Origin of the sequence: Streptosporangium brasiliense (assembly GCF_030811595.1) — a bacterium.
Lineage (GTDB): Bacteria > Actinomycetota > Actinomycetes > Streptosporangiales > Streptosporangiaceae > Streptosporangium > Streptosporangium brasiliense.
In genome coordinates this window covers 4,329,250-4,344,142 of sequence record NZ_JAUSRB010000002.1, presented here as the reverse complement: position 1 = coordinate 4,344,142, position 14,893 = coordinate 4,329,250, and the positions used below count along the sequence as shown (strand labels likewise).

At 72.7% G+C, this 14,893-nt stretch carries 12 protein-coding genes; 4 read left to right on the top strand and 8 right to left on the bottom strand.

Annotated elements, in window-relative coordinates; all coding sequences use genetic code 11:
* Positions 1 to 217 precede the first annotated feature (217 nt).
* From J2S55_RS28605 to J2S55_RS28575, 7 genes are all read right to left on the bottom strand, one after another.
* Entirely contained in the window at positions 218 to 2,521 is a 2,304-nt protein-coding gene (locus tag J2S55_RS28605) for a glycoside hydrolase family 6 protein (RefSeq protein WP_306867247.1), read from the bottom strand.
* Positions 2,522 to 2,767: 246 nt separating this feature from the next.
* Positions 2,768 to 3,454, bottom strand: coding sequence for a class F sortase (locus J2S55_RS28600; protein WP_306867245.1), 687 nt, complete (start codon positions 3,452 to 3,454; stop codon positions 2,768 to 2,770).
* Positions 3,447 to 4,097, bottom strand: coding sequence for a hypothetical protein (locus J2S55_RS28595; protein WP_306867243.1), 651 nt, complete (start codon positions 4,095 to 4,097; stop codon positions 3,447 to 3,449). The genes J2S55_RS28600 and J2S55_RS28595 overlap by 8 nt, the downstream gene beginning before the upstream one ends.
* A gap of 121 nt (positions 4,098 to 4,218) precedes the next feature.
* Positions 4,219 to 4,953 carry a polyphosphate--glucose phosphotransferase gene (gene ppgK / locus J2S55_RS28590; RefSeq protein ID WP_306867240.1) on the bottom strand — a complete coding sequence of 245 codons (735 nt, stop codon included), beginning with the start codon at positions 4,951 to 4,953 and terminating at the stop codon, positions 4,219 to 4,221.
* Between the two features lie 70 nt (positions 4,954 to 5,023).
* The gene (locus J2S55_RS28585) at positions 5,024 to 6,067 is read right to left on the bottom strand and encodes an NADP-dependent oxidoreductase (RefSeq protein WP_306867237.1); all 1,044 of its coding nucleotides are present in this window, start codon (positions 6,065 to 6,067) and stop codon (positions 5,024 to 5,026) included.
* Positions 6,068 to 6,812: 745 nt separating this feature from the next.
* The gene (locus J2S55_RS28580) at positions 6,813 to 7,793 is read right to left on the bottom strand and encodes a LacI family DNA-binding transcriptional regulator (protein WP_306867234.1); all 981 of its coding nucleotides are present in this window, start codon (positions 7,791 to 7,793) and stop codon (positions 6,813 to 6,815) included.
* Between the two features lie 105 nt (positions 7,794 to 7,898).
* The gene (locus tag J2S55_RS28575; RefSeq protein WP_306867231.1) at positions 7,899 to 9,536 is read right to left on the bottom strand and encodes an ABC-F family ATP-binding cassette domain-containing protein; all 1,638 of its coding nucleotides are present in this window, start codon (positions 9,534 to 9,536) and stop codon (positions 7,899 to 7,901) included.
* Between the two features lie 240 nt (positions 9,537 to 9,776).
* On the opposite strand from J2S55_RS28575, the gene J2S55_RS28570 reads away from it, so the two are divergent.
* The 4 genes from J2S55_RS28570 (at position 9,777) to J2S55_RS28555 (ending at position 13,618) form a co-directional block, all read left to right on the top strand.
* On the top strand, positions 9,777 to 10,505 hold the full coding sequence (locus J2S55_RS28570; protein ID WP_306867228.1) for a hypothetical protein: 729 nt from the start codon (positions 9,777 to 9,779) through the stop codon (positions 10,503 to 10,505).
* Positions 10,506 to 10,670: 165 nt separating this feature from the next.
* The gene (locus J2S55_RS28565) at positions 10,671 to 11,477 is read left to right on the top strand and encodes an SAM-dependent methyltransferase (RefSeq protein WP_306867225.1); all 807 of its coding nucleotides are present in this window, start codon (positions 10,671 to 10,673) and stop codon (positions 11,475 to 11,477) included.
* Entirely contained in the window at positions 11,477 to 12,394 is a 918-nt protein-coding gene (locus J2S55_RS28560; protein ID WP_306867222.1) for a TIGR03619 family F420-dependent LLM class oxidoreductase, read from the top strand. Before J2S55_RS28565 ends, J2S55_RS28560 begins: the two co-directional genes overlap by 1 nt.
* Positions 12,395 to 12,466: 72 nt before the next feature.
* A complete protein-coding gene (locus tag J2S55_RS28555; protein WP_306867219.1) occupies positions 12,467 to 13,618 on the top strand; it encodes an acyl-CoA dehydrogenase family protein in 1,152 nt (383 codons plus the stop codon).
* Positions 13,619 to 13,712: 94 nt separating this feature from the next.
* Here J2S55_RS28555 and J2S55_RS28550 read toward each other — a convergent pair whose 3' ends face one another.
* A complete protein-coding gene (locus J2S55_RS28550) occupies positions 13,713 to 14,753 on the bottom strand; it encodes a family 2 encapsulin nanocompartment cargo protein polyprenyl transferase (protein ID WP_306867216.1) in 1,041 nt (346 codons plus the stop codon).
* Positions 14,754 to 14,893 lie beyond the last annotated feature (140 nt).

Sequence of the window (14,893 nt, the reverse complement as noted above, 5' to 3'; positions counted from 1 at the left end):
CGCATCCCAATATTCGCCCATGCCCGCCCGGCCTGCGCGGGACCCCGCGGAGACGGGCACGGGACCCCGCGGAGACGGGTACGGCCCCGCCGCTCCCTCACGGGGAGTGGCGGGGCCGCACGGCGCCGGTCACGGGACCACCGGGCGCCCCCGCCGGAGCGGGGGCCGCGTCGGGGTTACGGGAGGGCGGGGTAGGCGTTCCTCAGCAGCTCAGGGGTTACGGGAGGGCGGGGTAGGCGTTCCTCAGCAGCTCACGGAACTGCGCCGAGAACCACTGGCCGGAGATCGGGGCGTCCGCCAGCGCACCGGTCAGGTTGTTGCCGTTGCGCTCGTTGCCGGTGTAGGTCGGGTCGCACATCCGGTCGAAGCCCTTGCCCTCGTCGTTGGGGATGAGCTTGCTGGAGCCGTCGGACTCGCCCGGCGGCTTGATCCAGACGTAGGCGTCCAGACCGGCGGCGGGGCTGGCCTGCGGGCGCTCACCGAGGCCGGCACCGCTCTGGTTGCACCAGTTGCCGGCGTGGATCCGGCGGTCCACCCGCGACTGGTCAACGAAGGTGTTGAGGTCGGTGGAGGTGCTGGGAGCGGCCGGGCGGGCGGTGCCGCCCCACCCGTTGCGGGAGGTGTCGATCAGCATGCCGAGGCCCGGCTTGAAGCCCTTCTGGACCAGCAGGTTCCGGAACGCCTGGGCGTAGGACAGCTCGTCGACGTAGAAGTTCCAGTCGACCCACCGCGACTGGCGGATCGTCTGGCCGCCGACGGTGGTGTTGATGGCGAAGTGCGGCTCCCGCAGCGCCGAGTAGTTGGCGGTGTTGGTGATGAAGCCGTCGACGCTGTCGAAGCCGGCCGTGGTGCCGGAGACAGTGCTCGCGAACAGGTCGGCCGAGGGACCGAAGTTGGTGTCCCAGCCCAGCCAGCCGTGGTGGCCGGCGTCGATGTAGGTGTAGACGTTCTTGATCGCGTGCAGCTTGTTCAGGGCGTAGCGGACGCCGTCGACGTAGGCGCCGGTCGACTTGGCCTCCGCGCACTTGGGCACGTTGAGGTTGGTGATCAGGTTGGGCAGCGAGTCGATCTCGATGATCGTCGAGATCCGGAGCGCGGAGTACTTCGCCTCGCCCATGATCGCCGCGATCGGGTCGATGTACTCGGTCTTGTAGCGGTTCAGGCCGTTCTGGGCGATGAGCAGCTCACCGTTGGAGGCCAGCGCCGAGCAGTCGCGGTTGGGCAGGTTGTAGATGACGAACTGGATCGTCAGCGGCTTGCTGCCGTTGGCCGCGTCCTGCTTGAGGGCCTCGTCCAGGTGGGCGCGGAGGCCCTTGGCCGAGGCGCTGCCCTCGATGGCGGCGATGCGGTCCAGCCAGACGCCGGTCGAGATGCCGGCCACCGCGTCGCCGCCCGGCTCGGCGGCGGCCTTGGCCGACCAGTCGGGGTTGACGTAGCCGGTGGCCCCGGCGTACGGGTTCTCCACGTGCTCACCGGGCTGCGTGACGACGTCGTCGTCGGACTCGGTCGCGGTGACGGAGACGCCGGTGTGCCCGGTGGCGGCGGCCGCGACGGTGGCGGTGCCGTCGGTCTGGTCGGCGTCCTGGGCGGCCGAGACGGTCACGTTCTGCGCCGTGTTCCAGTTGGCGGAGGTGAAGGTGAGCGTGGAGGGCGCGATGGTCAGGTCGGCGTCGCCGGTCTTGGTCAGGTTGACCGTGACGTTGCCGGCGGGCGCCTTGCCGAGCCGGAAGCCGACGGTCCTGGAGCCGCCCTCGGGGACGCTGACCGAGGTCGCGGAGGCGACGATCGACGCGGCGCCCCCGTCGGAGCCCACGGTGAAGGAGACCTCGGCGCTCTCCTTGGACAGGACCGGGGTGCCGTTGTCGTAGGCCTTCGCCTTGGCGGTGTGGCCGCCCGCCGCCACGCCCGTCGCGGAGTAGCTGTAGGGGGCGGAGGTGTCGGTGCCGACCAGGGCGCCGTCGACGTAGAACTCGACCTTGCCGACCGCGCCGTCGTCGCTCGCCGTCGCGGCGAGCGGTACGGCGGAGCCCGCCGGGATGGAGGCGCCGCCCGCCGGGCTGGTCAGGCTGACCGTCGGGGCCTGGTTCACCGGCGGCTGCCCGCCGCAGGTGACGCCGTTGACCGTGAAGGAGGTGGGCTTGGGGTTGCTCCCGCTCCACGACCCGTTGAAGCCGATGCTGGTCGACGCGCCGGTGGCGAGGTTGCCGTTCCAGTCCAGGTTCTTGGCGGTGACCTGGTTGCCGCTCTGGCTCCAGGTCGCCGACCAGCCCTGCTGGAGCTGCTGAGTGCCGGGGAAGGCGAAGCCGAGGGTCCAGCCGGTGAGCGCGTCACCGAGGTTCTTGATGCTGACGTTGGCGGTGAAGCCGCCCTGCCATTCGTTGGTGCTGTAGGCGACGTCGCACGAGACTGCGGCGTGCGCCGTGCCGGCCTGCCCGGCGGCGAGACCGGTGGCGGCGACGAGCAGGGCCGCCGTGGTCACCGCCCGGTTGCGCCAGGCTCGGCGGCGCGGATGAGCTGTCATTCGTAATCATCTCCAGGACGAGGGTGGGAGCGCTCCCATAGTCCGGATGTTTCACGCGTGTGTACAGCGTGTCGCCCGCCGGGAGGCTTCCGCCGGGACCGCCCTCGCCCCTGACCTCACCGAACGCCGCTCCAGCCCGATGAAAGTTTCAAAACCGCCCCGCGGCCGGTCCCGCGCCGCGTGGTCACGGCCGCCCCCGCGTCCGGCGGCCCCGCCGGACCCGGCGCCGCCGGGACCTCCCGGCGGTCAGGCGCGGGGCAGGTCCGACAGGCGGTACCAGCCCGTGAGGCCGCCGTAGACGATCAGGTTGTCGTCGTAGGAGTGCCGCTCGGAGTCGTAGGTTCCGCCACAGGTCACCAGCCTGATCGCCGGACGCGGCGGCGCCCGGTAGACCTTCCCCACCGGGAAGGCGCTCTTGCGGACCCGCTCGACGGCCGACACTCGGAAGACCACCGCGGTCCTGTCCTGACGGGTCACCACCACCGCGTCCCCCTCGCGCACCTGGGACAGCCCGGCGAACACGGCGGGCCCGGTCTTGGTGTCGAGATGGCCGACGACGACCGCGGAGCCCGGTTCACCGGGCGTCGGCCCCAGCCGGTCCCAGCCGACGAGGTCGGCCCGCCACAGGGGCGGCGGCTCCAGGGTGCCGTCGGCTCCGGAGTCGATCGGGGCGACGGGGGCGTTCACCTTCGCCCGCGGCACCACGAGCGCCACCGGATCCGACTCGCCCGGAAGCCCCGGCAGCGTCTGGGGCCATCCGCCCCGCCCCGCTCCGGCGTGCGCGGCGGCGCCCGGCCGCGGCACCGCGGGGGCGGTCACCGGCAGGGCGCGGACCAGCGCGGGGTCCGCCTCCTCACCCGTCCTGGGCAGGCAGCCCGCGAGCAGGAGGACGGCGACGGCCGCCGAGGCCGTCACCGCCCGGAGGTCAGCCACGCCCCGCCGCCCGGCGTCTCCTCACCAGGATCAGTCCACCGGCCCCGGCGAGTACGGCGGCCGCCCCGGCCCCCCAGCCGAGTGCGGGGTCCGCTGTCGTCTCCCGGGTCGCCACCGCCCCGTGCGCCGTCCTCCCGGCGAGCGCGAGGCCGCCGCCCCCGGTGTCCGGGCCGAAGCCGTCGACCACGTAGAGCTCCCCGTAGACGGTGTCATCGGTGCCCTCGCAGTCCACCTCCACGGAGTAGGCGCCTCTGGGCGCGTCGTAGTCCACCTGCGCCCAGCCGACCGCCGGCGGGCCGCCACCGGACCCGTCCCCGGGGCCTCCCCCGAACCCGCCGGGCCCGTCCTCCCCGAACCCCTCGTCCCCGAACCCCTCGTCCTCCCCGAACCCCTCGTCATCCTGGAGGCCCCGGTCGCCGAACCTCACCTCGTCCTGGAAGGCCGCCGAGTGGGCGAGAACGGGGCCGCCGCATCCCGGCACCGCGATCTCGATGTCCTGCCCCGGCCGCACCCGGTACGGCGAGAGCCTCACCTCCCGGTCGTCCCCTGTCGCCGCGGCCGGCCACGCCGCCCCCGCGGCCAGGAGGGCCACCGCCCCGGCCGCCCCGGCCCAGCGGGCAAGAACCCCCGTCGACTGCATCACGCTCCCCACCCCCAGCAGATCTCGATCTTGCTGACGTAGCGCTACCTACCCAGGTCGGAGAGCGTGTCCGGCAAAAGAAGATCAAAATCTGAACGGCCTTCCCGGCCGCGCCGGCGGGGCCCTACGCCGCCGCGGCGGCCATGGCGGCACCCACGATCCCGGCCTCGTTCTGCAGGGTGGCCGGCACGAGCGGGGTGCGCACCTCCACCTTGGGCAGGAACTTCTCCGACTTCTTGCTGACCCCGCCGCCGATGATGATCAGTGACGGGGAGAACAGCGCCTCGACGTGCTGCAGATACTCCTCGACCCGCCCGGCCCACTGGTTCCAGCTCAGGTCGTGCTCCTCGCGCGCGTGATCGGAGGCCCGCTTCTCGGCGTCCTTGCCCCTGATCTCCAGATGCCCCAGCTCGGTGTTGGGCACCAGATGCCCGTCGACGAACAGGGCGCTGCCGATCCCGGTGCCGAAGGTCAGCATCAGCACCACCCCGCCCTTGCCCCGGCCCGCGCCGACCTCCATCTCGGCCGTGCCCGCCGCGTCGGCGTCGTTGAGCACCGTCACGGGCAGGCCCGTCGCCTTGGCGAACAGCGCCCGCGCGTCCTCGCCGATCCATGACTGGTCCACGTTGGCGGCCGACCTCGTGACCCCGTCGGTCACGACTCCCGGGAAGGTCACCCCGACCGGCCCTTTCCAGGAGAAGTGCTCGGCGATCTGCCCGACCACCGCGGCGACCGCCTTGGGAGTGGCGGGGACGGGGGTCGGGATCCGCAGGCGATCCTGCGTCAGCTCACCTTTGGCGATGTCCACCGGCGCACCCTTGATCCCCGATCCGCCGATGTCGATTCCCAGCGCTTCCATGACATCCACCTCCTGTTCCGGGCTCCTTCCCCGGGACAGGGCGCTGATGCTCCCGCGGGTGCGGCGGCCGTCAGCCCCCGAGGCGGACGAGCATCTTGCCGACGTTGGCGCCGCGCAGCACGCCCAGGAAGGCGGCGGGCGCCTGGTCGATGCCCTCGATCACGGTCTCTTCGGCCCGCAGCGTGCCGTCGGCGAGCCAGCCGGTGGCCCGTTCGATGTATTCGGGGAAGAGAGGGAAGTAGGAGTTGATCAGCAGGCCCCGCATGGTGAGCTCCTTGTAGGCCGCCTGGAAGAGGTTCACCGGCCCGGGGAGCGGCTCGGTGGCGTTGTAACCGCTGACCGCGCCGACCAGGGCGATCCGGCCCCCGGGCCGGGCCGCGGAGATGGCGGCCTCCAGATGGTCGCCGCCGACGTTGTCGAGATAGACGTCGATGCCCTCGGGGGCGGCCTGGGCGAGCTGGGCGGCGAGCGGACCGGCCTGGTAGTCGATCGCGGCGTCGAAGCCGAAGTCCTCCACCAGCTTCCTGGCCTTGCGCGGCCCGCCGGCCGAGCCGATCACCTTGGCGGCGCCGAACGTGCGGGCGAGCTGCCCGGCGACGCTGCCGACCGCGCCGGCCGCGGCGGAGACGAAGACCACGTCGCCCTGCCGTACGGGGGCCACCCGGGTGAGGGCGGCGTAGGCGGTCAGGCCCGTCGTGCCCAGCACGCCCAGGTACGCCTGGGCGGGGACGGCCGCGGTGTCGACGACGGTCGCGGCGGAGGCGTCCAGGACGGCGTACTCGCGCCAGCCCAGGAAGTGCGAGACCGTCGCACCGACCGGAACGGCCTCGGACCGGGAGGCGATGACCTCTCCGACGGCGCTGCCCTCCAGCACGGCGCCGAGCTGGAACGGCGGAATGTAGGACTCGGCGTCGTCCATCCGGCCCCGCATGTACGGGTCGACGGACATCCAGGTGTTGCGGACCAGGATCTGGCCCTCGCCGGGCTGCGGCACCTCGGCCTGGACCAGTTCGAAGTCCTCCGGGCTCGGCTCACCGGCCGGACGGGAGGCGAGCCGGATCTCCCGGCCGATGATCGTCTTGTCGGACGTGACGGTGGTGATGGTGGAGGACATGGCGATCGCCGCTTTCTGTCAGATGTGCGTCGGGTGTGAGCCGGGTGTGAAAGGCCGTACTGATCCACCGGCACTCCGTGAGAGCCGGTCCGCGGGTGCCGTGGAGGGCGTACGCCCACCGGCCGGGCGCACTCCCGCGGAGCGCGGCCCGTCCTCGACCCCGCCAGGCTCAACTGTGCCGACGGGCGCGCACGATCCGCTGGGGGTCCGCTGAGGGCCGGCCGGGGGCCGACGCACAGCCGGGCACGGACCGGCCGGTCCGGCGCCACCCAGCTGCGCCGATGCGGCGGCTACGCGGCTCGCTCGGCGGGGACCGCCTGCCGGCGACGGACCACGGCGGGCCGTTCTCCACGGCCAGGGTTCCTACGGCGTGGACCCCTTACGGCCAGGGTTCCTACGGCGTGGGCCCTACGGCGTGGCGCTGATCCCGGCCGGGCTCGGCTCCATCGCCGGGCAGCGCGGCGATGCCGGGCAGGCCGCGCTCTCCGTTGTGCGGATCTGGCCGCATCGAGCGGGGCCGGCCGCGTTGGGCGGGGCCGGCCGCGGCACGTGAGATCGGCGGCCCTTGGGCGATCGCCTCGCCCCTGAGGGCTTGGCCGGCGCGCAGGTGATCGCGGGACACCACGGCCACGTGTTTGCGACAGATATCCGTAACACCGGTATGCATACCCGCAAGACGGCGACCGGGGCCCGTGGGATCACCCACCGGCGGACGGCACGCGGCCCGGACGCACCGGAGCCCGGCTCAGCGCTTGACCGGCCCCGTGGAGGCCCTGACCACCAGCTCGGGCTCGAAGAGCAGCTCGTCGGCCGGGACCAGGGCCTTGTCGATCTGGGCGGCGAGGAGGTCGACGACCGCGCGGCCCATCGCGTCGATCGGCTGGCGCAGCGTGGTCAGCGGCGGGTCGGTGCAGTTCATCAGGGCGGAGTCGTCGTAGCCGATCACCGAGATGTCGCCGGGGACCGACAGCCCCGCCCGGCGCGCCGCCCGGATCGCGCCCAGCGCCATGACGTCGCTGGCGCAGATGACGCCGGTCACGCCCCGCCGGATCAGCCGGGTCGCCGCCGCGTGCCCGCCCTCAAGGGAGAACATGGTGTGCTCGACGGCCTCCGGGGGCAGACCGGCCGCCGCCAGCTTGCGCCGCGAGGGGACGTGGTCCGGCGGCCCGAGCACCATGCCGATCCGCTCGTGCCCGAGCGAGCGCAGGTGGCCGAGCGCCATCTCGGCGGCCGCCACGTCGTCACAGGAGACCTGGGGGAAGGCGAGATGCTCGACCGCGGCGTTGACCAGCACCGTCGGCAACCTGCGCTCCAGCAGCAGCTCGTAGTGGCTGTGGGAGGCGTCGGCCTGGGCGAACAGCCCGCCGGCGAACACCACGCCGGACACCTGCTGCTGCAGGAGCAGGTCGACGTACTCCGCCTCGGAGACCCCGCCCAGCGTCCTGGTGCACAGCACCGAGGTGAAACCCTGCTGGGCCAGCGCTCCCCCGACCACCTCGGCGAAGGCCGGGAAGATCGGGTTCTGCAGCTCCGGCAGGACGAGCCCCACCAGCCTCGCCCGGTCGCCGCGCAGCTGCGTCGGCCGCTCGTAACCGAGCACGTCGAGCGCCGTGAGCACGGCTTCCCGGGTCGCCTCCGACACTCCGGGTTTCCCGTTGAGCACGCGACTCACCGTCGCCTCGCTCATGCCGACCTTCTTGGCCACCTCTGCAAGCCGTCGCGTCATGGCGAAACCATACGGCATTAAGCGCAAATATTTGCGGTTACTTGCGAAAATTATCGCATATTTCTCTGGGTCCCCCGCCCCCGCGTGGCCTGCCGCGGCGCCTGTCTAGAGCTCCGCGATCCGGCCGGCGTCGAGGTGGATGTGGCGGGTGGTGTGCACGGCCTCCAGCATCCGCCGGTCGTGGGTGACCAGCAGGAGGGTGCCGGGGTAGGAGGCGAGCGCGGACTCCAGTTGCTCGATGGCGGCCAGGTCCAGGTGGTTGGTCGGCTCGTCGAGGACGAGGAGGTTCACCCCCCGGGCCTGGAGCAGCGCGAGGGCGGCCCGGGTCCGCTCTCCGGGGGAGAGCGTGGCGGCCGGGCGCAGCACGTGCGCCGCGCGCAGCCCGAACTTGGCCAGCAGCGTGCGCACGTCGGCGGGGGGCATGTCCGGCGCGGCCGCGCCGAAGGCGTCCAGCAGCGACTCGCCGCCGAGGAACAGCCCGCGGGCCTGGTCCACCTCGCCGACGACCACGCCGGGGCCGAGGGAGGCGTTCCCCTCCTCCAGCGGGACGCGGTCCAGCAGCGCGGCCAGGAGCGTGGACTTGCCCGAGCCGTTGGCGCCGGTGACCGCCACCCGCTCGGCCCAGCCGATCTGCAGGTCGACCGGGCCGAGGGTGAAGGCGCCGCGCCGGACCACGGCGCCGCGCAGCGTCGCGACGACCGCCCCGGCCCGGGGGGCCACGGCGATCTCCATCCGGAGCTCCCACTCCTTGCGGGGCTCCTCGACCTCCTCCAGCCGCTCGATCATCCGCTCGGTCTGGCGAGCCTTGGCGGCCTGCTTCTCGGTCGTCTCCGTCCGGAAGCTCCGGCCGATCTTGTCATTGTCGGGCGCCTTGCGCCGCGCGTTCTTGACGCCCTTCTCCATCCAGGCGCGCTGCATCCCGGCCCGCTGCTTGAGCGCCGCGACGGTGCCGGCGTACTCCTCGTACTGGTCGCGGGCGTGCTGCCGGGCGACCTCCCGCTCGGCGAGGTAAGCCTCGTAGCCGCCGCCGTAGATCCCGATCCGCTGCTGGGCGAGGTCGAGCTCGACGACCCGGTCGACCGTCCTGGCCAGGAACTCGCGGTCATGGCTGACCAGCACCGTCCCGGCCCGCAGCCCGGCGACGAAGCGTTCGAGCCGCTCCAGGCCGTCCAGGTCGAGGTCGTTGGTGGGCTCGTCCAGCAGGAAGACGTCATAGCGGCTGAGCAGCAGGGAGGCCATCCCGGCGCGGGCGGCCTGGCCGCCGGAGAGCGCCGTCATCGGCCGGTCCAGGTCCACCGCCAGGCCGAGCTCGGCGACGACCTCCTCGGCGCGCTCCTCCAGATCGGCCCCGCCCAGGGCGAGCCATCTCTCCAGGCCGGCGGCGTAGTCGTCGTCGGCCCCGGGGCGCCCTTCCACCAGCGCCTCGGTCGCGGCGTCGAGCGCGCGCTGGGCGGCGGAGACCCCGGTCCGCCGGCCCAGGAAGGCCGCGAGCGTCTCGTCCGCCCGGCGCTCCCGCTCCTGGGGCAGGTAGCCCACCGCCGCCGAGGGCGGGCTGAGCCGTACGGTGCCGTGCTCCGGGGGCAGCAGGCCGGCCAGGATCCGCATCAGCGTGGACTTGCCGGCCCCGTTCACCCCGACCAGGCCGATCACCTCGCCGGGGGCGACGACCAGATCCAGACCGGAGAACAGCGCGCGGTCGCCGTGTCCGGCGGCGAGGTCCTTGGCGACGATGGTGGCACTCATGAGGGAAACCGTATCCGCCGCCGTGACCTCTCCCGGGCCGCCGGGTCCGCGCGCCCGGTCCGCGGGCCGGCCCTCCGGCACCGGCGCGACCTGCGGTTTTACCGGGAAACGTTATCTTACGGAAACTTTATCCGGACTTTTTCGAGACTTCAGCCAACATTTGCCGTGCCAACCCCGTCTTATAAGGGTGGAAGCGATCGTCCCGGCCGCTTCTCACAACGGGGAGAGGGAAACGTCTTGATGAAACGAATCGCCGTCGGCCTGCTGTCCGTGGTCGCGGGCGGCTCACTGCTGCTGTCGGCCGGTACGGCCTCCGCCGAGCGCACCGCCCTCAGCGTGCGCGTCGACAGTGTGAACCCCAACCCGGTCGTCGTGAAGAACGGCGCCGACACGAGGGTCACGATCGAGGTCCGCACCACCGAGGCGACCCGCGTCGAGCTCCGTCTCAAGCCGGTCTCCAGTCAGTTCCGCACTCTGGACGTGCGCGAGCCCAAGATCATCCAGGAGGGTGACCTGTGGCGCTTCAGCACGAGCTTCGACGAGAACGACTTCGAGGGCCGCTGGCTCGCGATCGCCGACGCCTACGACAAGGACGGCAAGAAGGTCACCGACCAGGTCAACTTCTCCGTCAAGCACGAGCAGGACAGGGCCGACACCCGCCTGTCCGGCTTCTCCGCCGACCCGGGCGCGGTCCGCAAGGGCCGCTGGGTCTACTTCACCGGCCGCCTCCAGTCCGACGCCGACGGCCACTGGCGGGGCGTCGAGGACGAAGAGGTGACGATCTACTTCCGGCCCCGCGGCTCCAGTGCCTGGAAGTGGGTCACCACCGCCGACACCGGCTGGCGGGGCGGGTTCCGCGCCAAGGCCCGCGCCTCCAAGAGCGGTGAGTACCGCGCCGTCTTCGACGGGACCGACGACCTCGGCGACAGCACCAGCCGGTCCGACCGGGTGCGGGTCTGGTACCGGTAGTCCCTCACGGACCGCGCCCGCCGAGACGGGCGCTCCTCGATGACGCGGAAGCCCAGGGCGACCTGGGCTTCCGCCGTTCTTATCCGAAAAACCTATCCGATCCCCGCAGATAGGGCATTACGCTCAGGATAAGGATCTTCACGACTGTTCAGGCGAGGGGCGAACATGGCGGAAGACGAGTGGACGCGGCGGGGGATCGACGTCAACACTCCAAGCGTCGCCAGGCTGTACGACTACTACCTCGGCGGCAAGGACAACTTCGCGGCCGACCGCGCCGCCGCCGAGGAGATCCTCTCGATCGCCCCGGAGCTGCGCATGGCCGCCCGGGAGAACCGCGCCTTCCTCGGCCGGGCCGTCAGGTCCCTGGCGGAGGCGGGGATCGAGCAGTTCCTGGACATCGGCACCGGGCTGCCCACCCGGGGCAACGTCCACGAGGTGGCGCACCAGGTGACACCGGACGCGCGCGTCGCCTACGTCGACAACGACCCGATCGTCCTCGTGCACGCCAGAGCCCTCCTGCGCGGCACCCGGGACGAGGTCATGGTCACCTCGGGTGACCTGCGCCAGCCGGAGGAGATCCTCAAGTCCCCGGAGATCCAGGACCACCTCGACTTCTCCAAGCCCGTCGCCGTGCTGCTCGTGGCGATCATGCACTTCATCACCGAGTCCGACGACCCCCGGCGCATCGTGGCCACGCTACGCGACGCCATGCCGCCCGGCAGCTATCTGGTCCTCTCCCACGGCACCCGCGAGTCCCGGGCCGAGGCCGTGGACAGGGGCACCAAGGTCTACGAGCGCGCCAACTCGCCGCTCGTCCTCCGCTCCCGCCAGGAGATCCTCAACCTGTTCGACGGGTTCGAGCTGATGGATCCGGGGCTCGTCTGGCTGCCCGAATGGCGGCCGGACGGGCAGCCGCCCCACGACGACCCCTCACAGGCGCTGATCATGTGCGGCGTGGGAAGGAAGCCCTGATGCCCGTCCGTCTAGGTCTGGCGCTGCCGCAGTACGGCCGCTTTGCCGACGGGGAGGCGCTCGTCACGGTCGCGCGGGAGGCCGAGGCCCGGGGCTTCGCGAGCCTGTGGGTGGGCGACCGGCTGCTGACGCCACTGGACCCCGCGGACCGCTACCCCGGCGGCGACGGCACGATCCCGCCCGCGCACCGCACGTTCCTCGACCCGTTCGCGGTCCTGTCGACCGCGGCCGCCGTCACCTCACGGGTCCGCCTGGGCACCAGCGCGCTGAACGCCAACTGGTACCCGCCGGCGCTGCTGGCCCGCTCGCTGACCACCATCGACCGGCTCAGCGGCGGCCGCCTGGACGTGGGGCTGGGGCTCGGCTGGTCCAGTGACGAGTACGCCGCGGCCGGCGTGCCCTGGCGGGGCCGCGCCGCGCTGTTCGACGCCACGCTCGACGCCCTGGAGGCCGTCTGGCGCGACGACCCGGTAAGCGTCACCGGTCCGCGCTGGGACATCGCGCCGAGCCACATCCTCCCCAAGCCCGCGCAGCGGCCCCGTCCCCCTGTCTACCTCGCCGGCTTCTCACCAGCGGCGCTGGCCCGCGTCGGCCGCCGCGCCGACGGATGGCTCGCGGCCTCCGTGCCCCCGCCGGTGCTCATGGGCATGTGGGACACGGTCAGGGAGTCGGCCGAGCAGAGCGGGCGCGACCCGGACGGGGTGCGCGTCGTCGTGCGGGCCAACCCGATCGTCGTCGAGTCCCCCGCCGGGGCCGCGCCGCCGAGAAGCGGGACCCTGGAGCAGCTCGCCGAGCACCTGGGAGCCCTCGCCGGGGCCGGCGTGCACGAGATCTTCCTCGACCTCCAGCACACCGCGACCGACCCTCTCCACCTGCTCGACCTCGCCGAGTCCCTCCGCAAGTCGTCCGGCCTGTGAGACGGGTCACGGGTTGACCCCCGGGTCCCTGGGCAGATGGCCCGGCACACGGACCTGAGGGGGACTGCGACGATGACGACGGGTGACTTCTACGACTACTCCGAGCTGCTGGAGGAGGACGAGAAGGAGATCGTCCTGCGGGTGCGGGAGTTCATGGCGCGGGAGGTCGCGCCCATCGCGGACGAGGCGTGGACCAACGCCCGCTTCCCCCATCACCTCATCCCGGAGCTGGCGAAGCTGGACATCGCGGGCCTGCCGTACCGGGGGGCGCGGAGCCTGCTGACCGGGTTCGTGGTGCTGGAGATGAACCGGGTGGACCCCTCGATGGGGACGTTCTTCGGCGTGCACAACGGGCTGGCGATGGGGAGCGTCGACCGGCTGGGCTCGGCCGGGCAGCGGGAGCGGTGGCTGCCCGCGATGGCCTCGATGGAGAAGATCGGGGCGTTCGCCCTGACCGAGCCCGACGGCGGCTCCGACGTCGCGGCGGGGCTGCGCACCACGGCCCGGCGCGAGGGCGACGTGTGGGTGCTCAACGGGGCCAAACGGTGGATCGGCAACGCCACCTTCGCCGACCTGATCGTGGTCTGGGCCAAGGACGAGGCCGACGGCCAGGTCAAGGGGTTCGTGGTGGAGAAGGGGACGCCCGGGTTCTCCGCCACGACGATCGAGAACAAGATCGCGCTCCGGACGGTCCAGAACGCCGACATCACGCTGACGGACTGCCTGGTGCCCGAGGAGAACCGGCTGCAGAACGCCGGCGGCTTCCGCGACACCGCGACGATCCTGCGGCAGACCCGGGGCGGGGTCGCCTGGCAGGCGGTGGGCTGCATGATGGGCGCCTACGAGCTGGCGCTGGAGTATTCCAGGACGCGTGAGCAGTTCGGCCGGCCGATCGCGGGCTTCCAGCTCGTGCAGGACCTGCTGGTGCGGATGCTCGGCAACGTCACCTGCTCGCTGGGCATGGTGGTGCGGCTGGCCCAGCTCCAGGACGCGGGCGTCTACAAGGACGAGCACTCGGCCATGGCCAAGGCGTTCTGCACCGTGCGGATGCGCGAGGCGGTGGGCTGGGGCCGGGAGATCATGGGCGGCAACGGGATCGTGCTCGACTACGGCATGGGCCGGTTCGTGGCCGACTCCGAGGCCATCTACTCCTACGAGGGCACCCGTGAGATCAACAGTCTGATCGTGGGCCGTGCGATCACCGGCGTGGGCGCCTTCGTCTGACGCCCTCCCCTCCGGAGAGCACCCCGCCTGGATCCCGCGACGCCCTCCTCTCCGGAGAGCGCCTGGCCCCGGCCCCGGCCGCGCGCCAGGCCGATCAGTGATCGCGGTGGGTGACGAGCCGGGCCAGCGCGCTCAGCTCGGCGACCGGTCCCGGCACCGACCCGGCCGACCGCAGCCGGCGCAGCGCCCGGGTCAGCAGCTCGTCGGCCTGCGACTGGCTCCAGGCACGTCCGCCGACGGCGTCGATGAGCTCGGCGGCGCGGACCAGATCGGCGTCGGACAGGGGGCGCTCTCCGTGATAGAGCAGGGCCAGCTCCCGTCCGGCCGGCGTCGCGGAGGCGAGCGCGGCCACGACCGGCAGGGACTTCTTACGGCTGCGCAGGTCGGAGTAGACCGGCTTGCCGGTCGCCGCCGGATCCCCCCAGATGCCCAGGAGGTCGTCGACGAGCTGGAACGCCAGCCCCAGGTCCCTGCCGAAGGCGTGCAGGTGCTCGATCTGTTCCAGGCTCCCCCCGCCGAGCAGCGCGCCGAGCGCGCAGGCACACCCCAGCAGGGCGCCCGTCTTGCCGGCCGCCATGCTCAGGCACTCGGCGAGCTCGACGTTCTGGCGCCGTTCGAAGGCGACGTCGGCGTGCTGGCCCTCCAGCAGCTCCTGGACCGCGGCGCCGAAGATCCGCGTCGCCTGTGGGGCCGCCGGGTGCCCGCCCGCGGCGAGCACGTCGAAGGCCAGTGTCAGCAGGGCGTCACCGGCCAGGATCGCCGGGCTGACGCCGAAGACGGTCCAGGCCGTGGGACGGTGGCGGCGGGTCCGGTCACCGTCCATCACGTCGTCGTGCAGGAGGGAGAAGTTGTGCGCCAGCTCGACGGCGGCCGCGGCGGGCAGCGCCGCGGCGGCGCCTCCCCCCACGGCCTCGGCCGCCAGCAGCACCAGCGCGGGACGGATGGCCTTGCCGCCGTCCGCCACGGTCTGCCCGCCATGCTCGTCCCACCACCCGAAGTGGTAGCCGGCGATGCGCCGCATCGATGGGGGCAGCGTGTCGGCCGCCGGCCGCAGGGCGGACTCGACCAGCTCGCGGCTCCAGGCCAGCACCTCGCGCGCCGATCGCCCCCCGGCCGTAACCTCAACCGCGGTCATGTTCCCCGTCTCCTCGCTCTGTGGCCGGGCCCGGCGCCGGTGAGGGCGCCGGGCGCGAGGGGGACAGGACGGCGCCCCGGCCCCCATCGAAAGATCATGTGCGGCGGCCGGGCCCGGACCGGGGGTCCGGAGAGCCGCGG

Bases quoted from the DNA above. Each gene is read 5' to 3' on its own strand.
- J2S55_RS28605 (WP_306867247.1), bottom strand. From the start codon at position 2,521: ATGACAGCTCATCCGCGCCGCCGAGCCTGGCGCAACCGGGCGGTGACC.
- ppgK (WP_306867240.1), bottom strand. From the start codon at position 4,953: ATGGAAGCGCTGGGAATCGACATCGGCGGATCGGGGATCAAGGGTGCG.
- J2S55_RS28585 (WP_306867237.1), bottom strand. From the start codon at position 6,067: ATGTCCTCCACCATCACCACCGTCACGTCCGACAAGACGATCATCGGC.
- J2S55_RS28580 (WP_306867234.1), bottom strand. From the start codon at position 7,793: ATGACGCGACGGCTTGCAGAGGTGGCCAAGAAGGTCGGCATGAGCGAG.
- J2S55_RS28575 (WP_306867231.1), bottom strand. From the start codon at position 9,536: ATGAGTGCCACCATCGTCGCCAAGGACCTCGCCGCCGGACACGGCGAC.
- J2S55_RS28570 (WP_306867228.1), top strand. From the start codon at position 9,777: ATGAAACGAATCGCCGTCGGCCTGCTGTCCGTGGTCGCGGGCGGCTCA.
- J2S55_RS28565 (WP_306867225.1), top strand. From the start codon at position 10,671: ATGGCGGAAGACGAGTGGACGCGGCGGGGGATCGACGTCAACACTCCA.
- J2S55_RS28560 (WP_306867222.1), top strand. From the start codon at position 11,477: ATGCCCGTCCGTCTAGGTCTGGCGCTGCCGCAGTACGGCCGCTTTGCC.
- J2S55_RS28555 (WP_306867219.1), top strand. From the start codon at position 12,467: ATGACGACGGGTGACTTCTACGACTACTCCGAGCTGCTGGAGGAGGAC.
- J2S55_RS28550 (WP_306867216.1), bottom strand. From the start codon at position 14,753: ATGACCGCGGTTGAGGTTACGGCCGGGGGGCGATCGGCGCGCGAGGTG.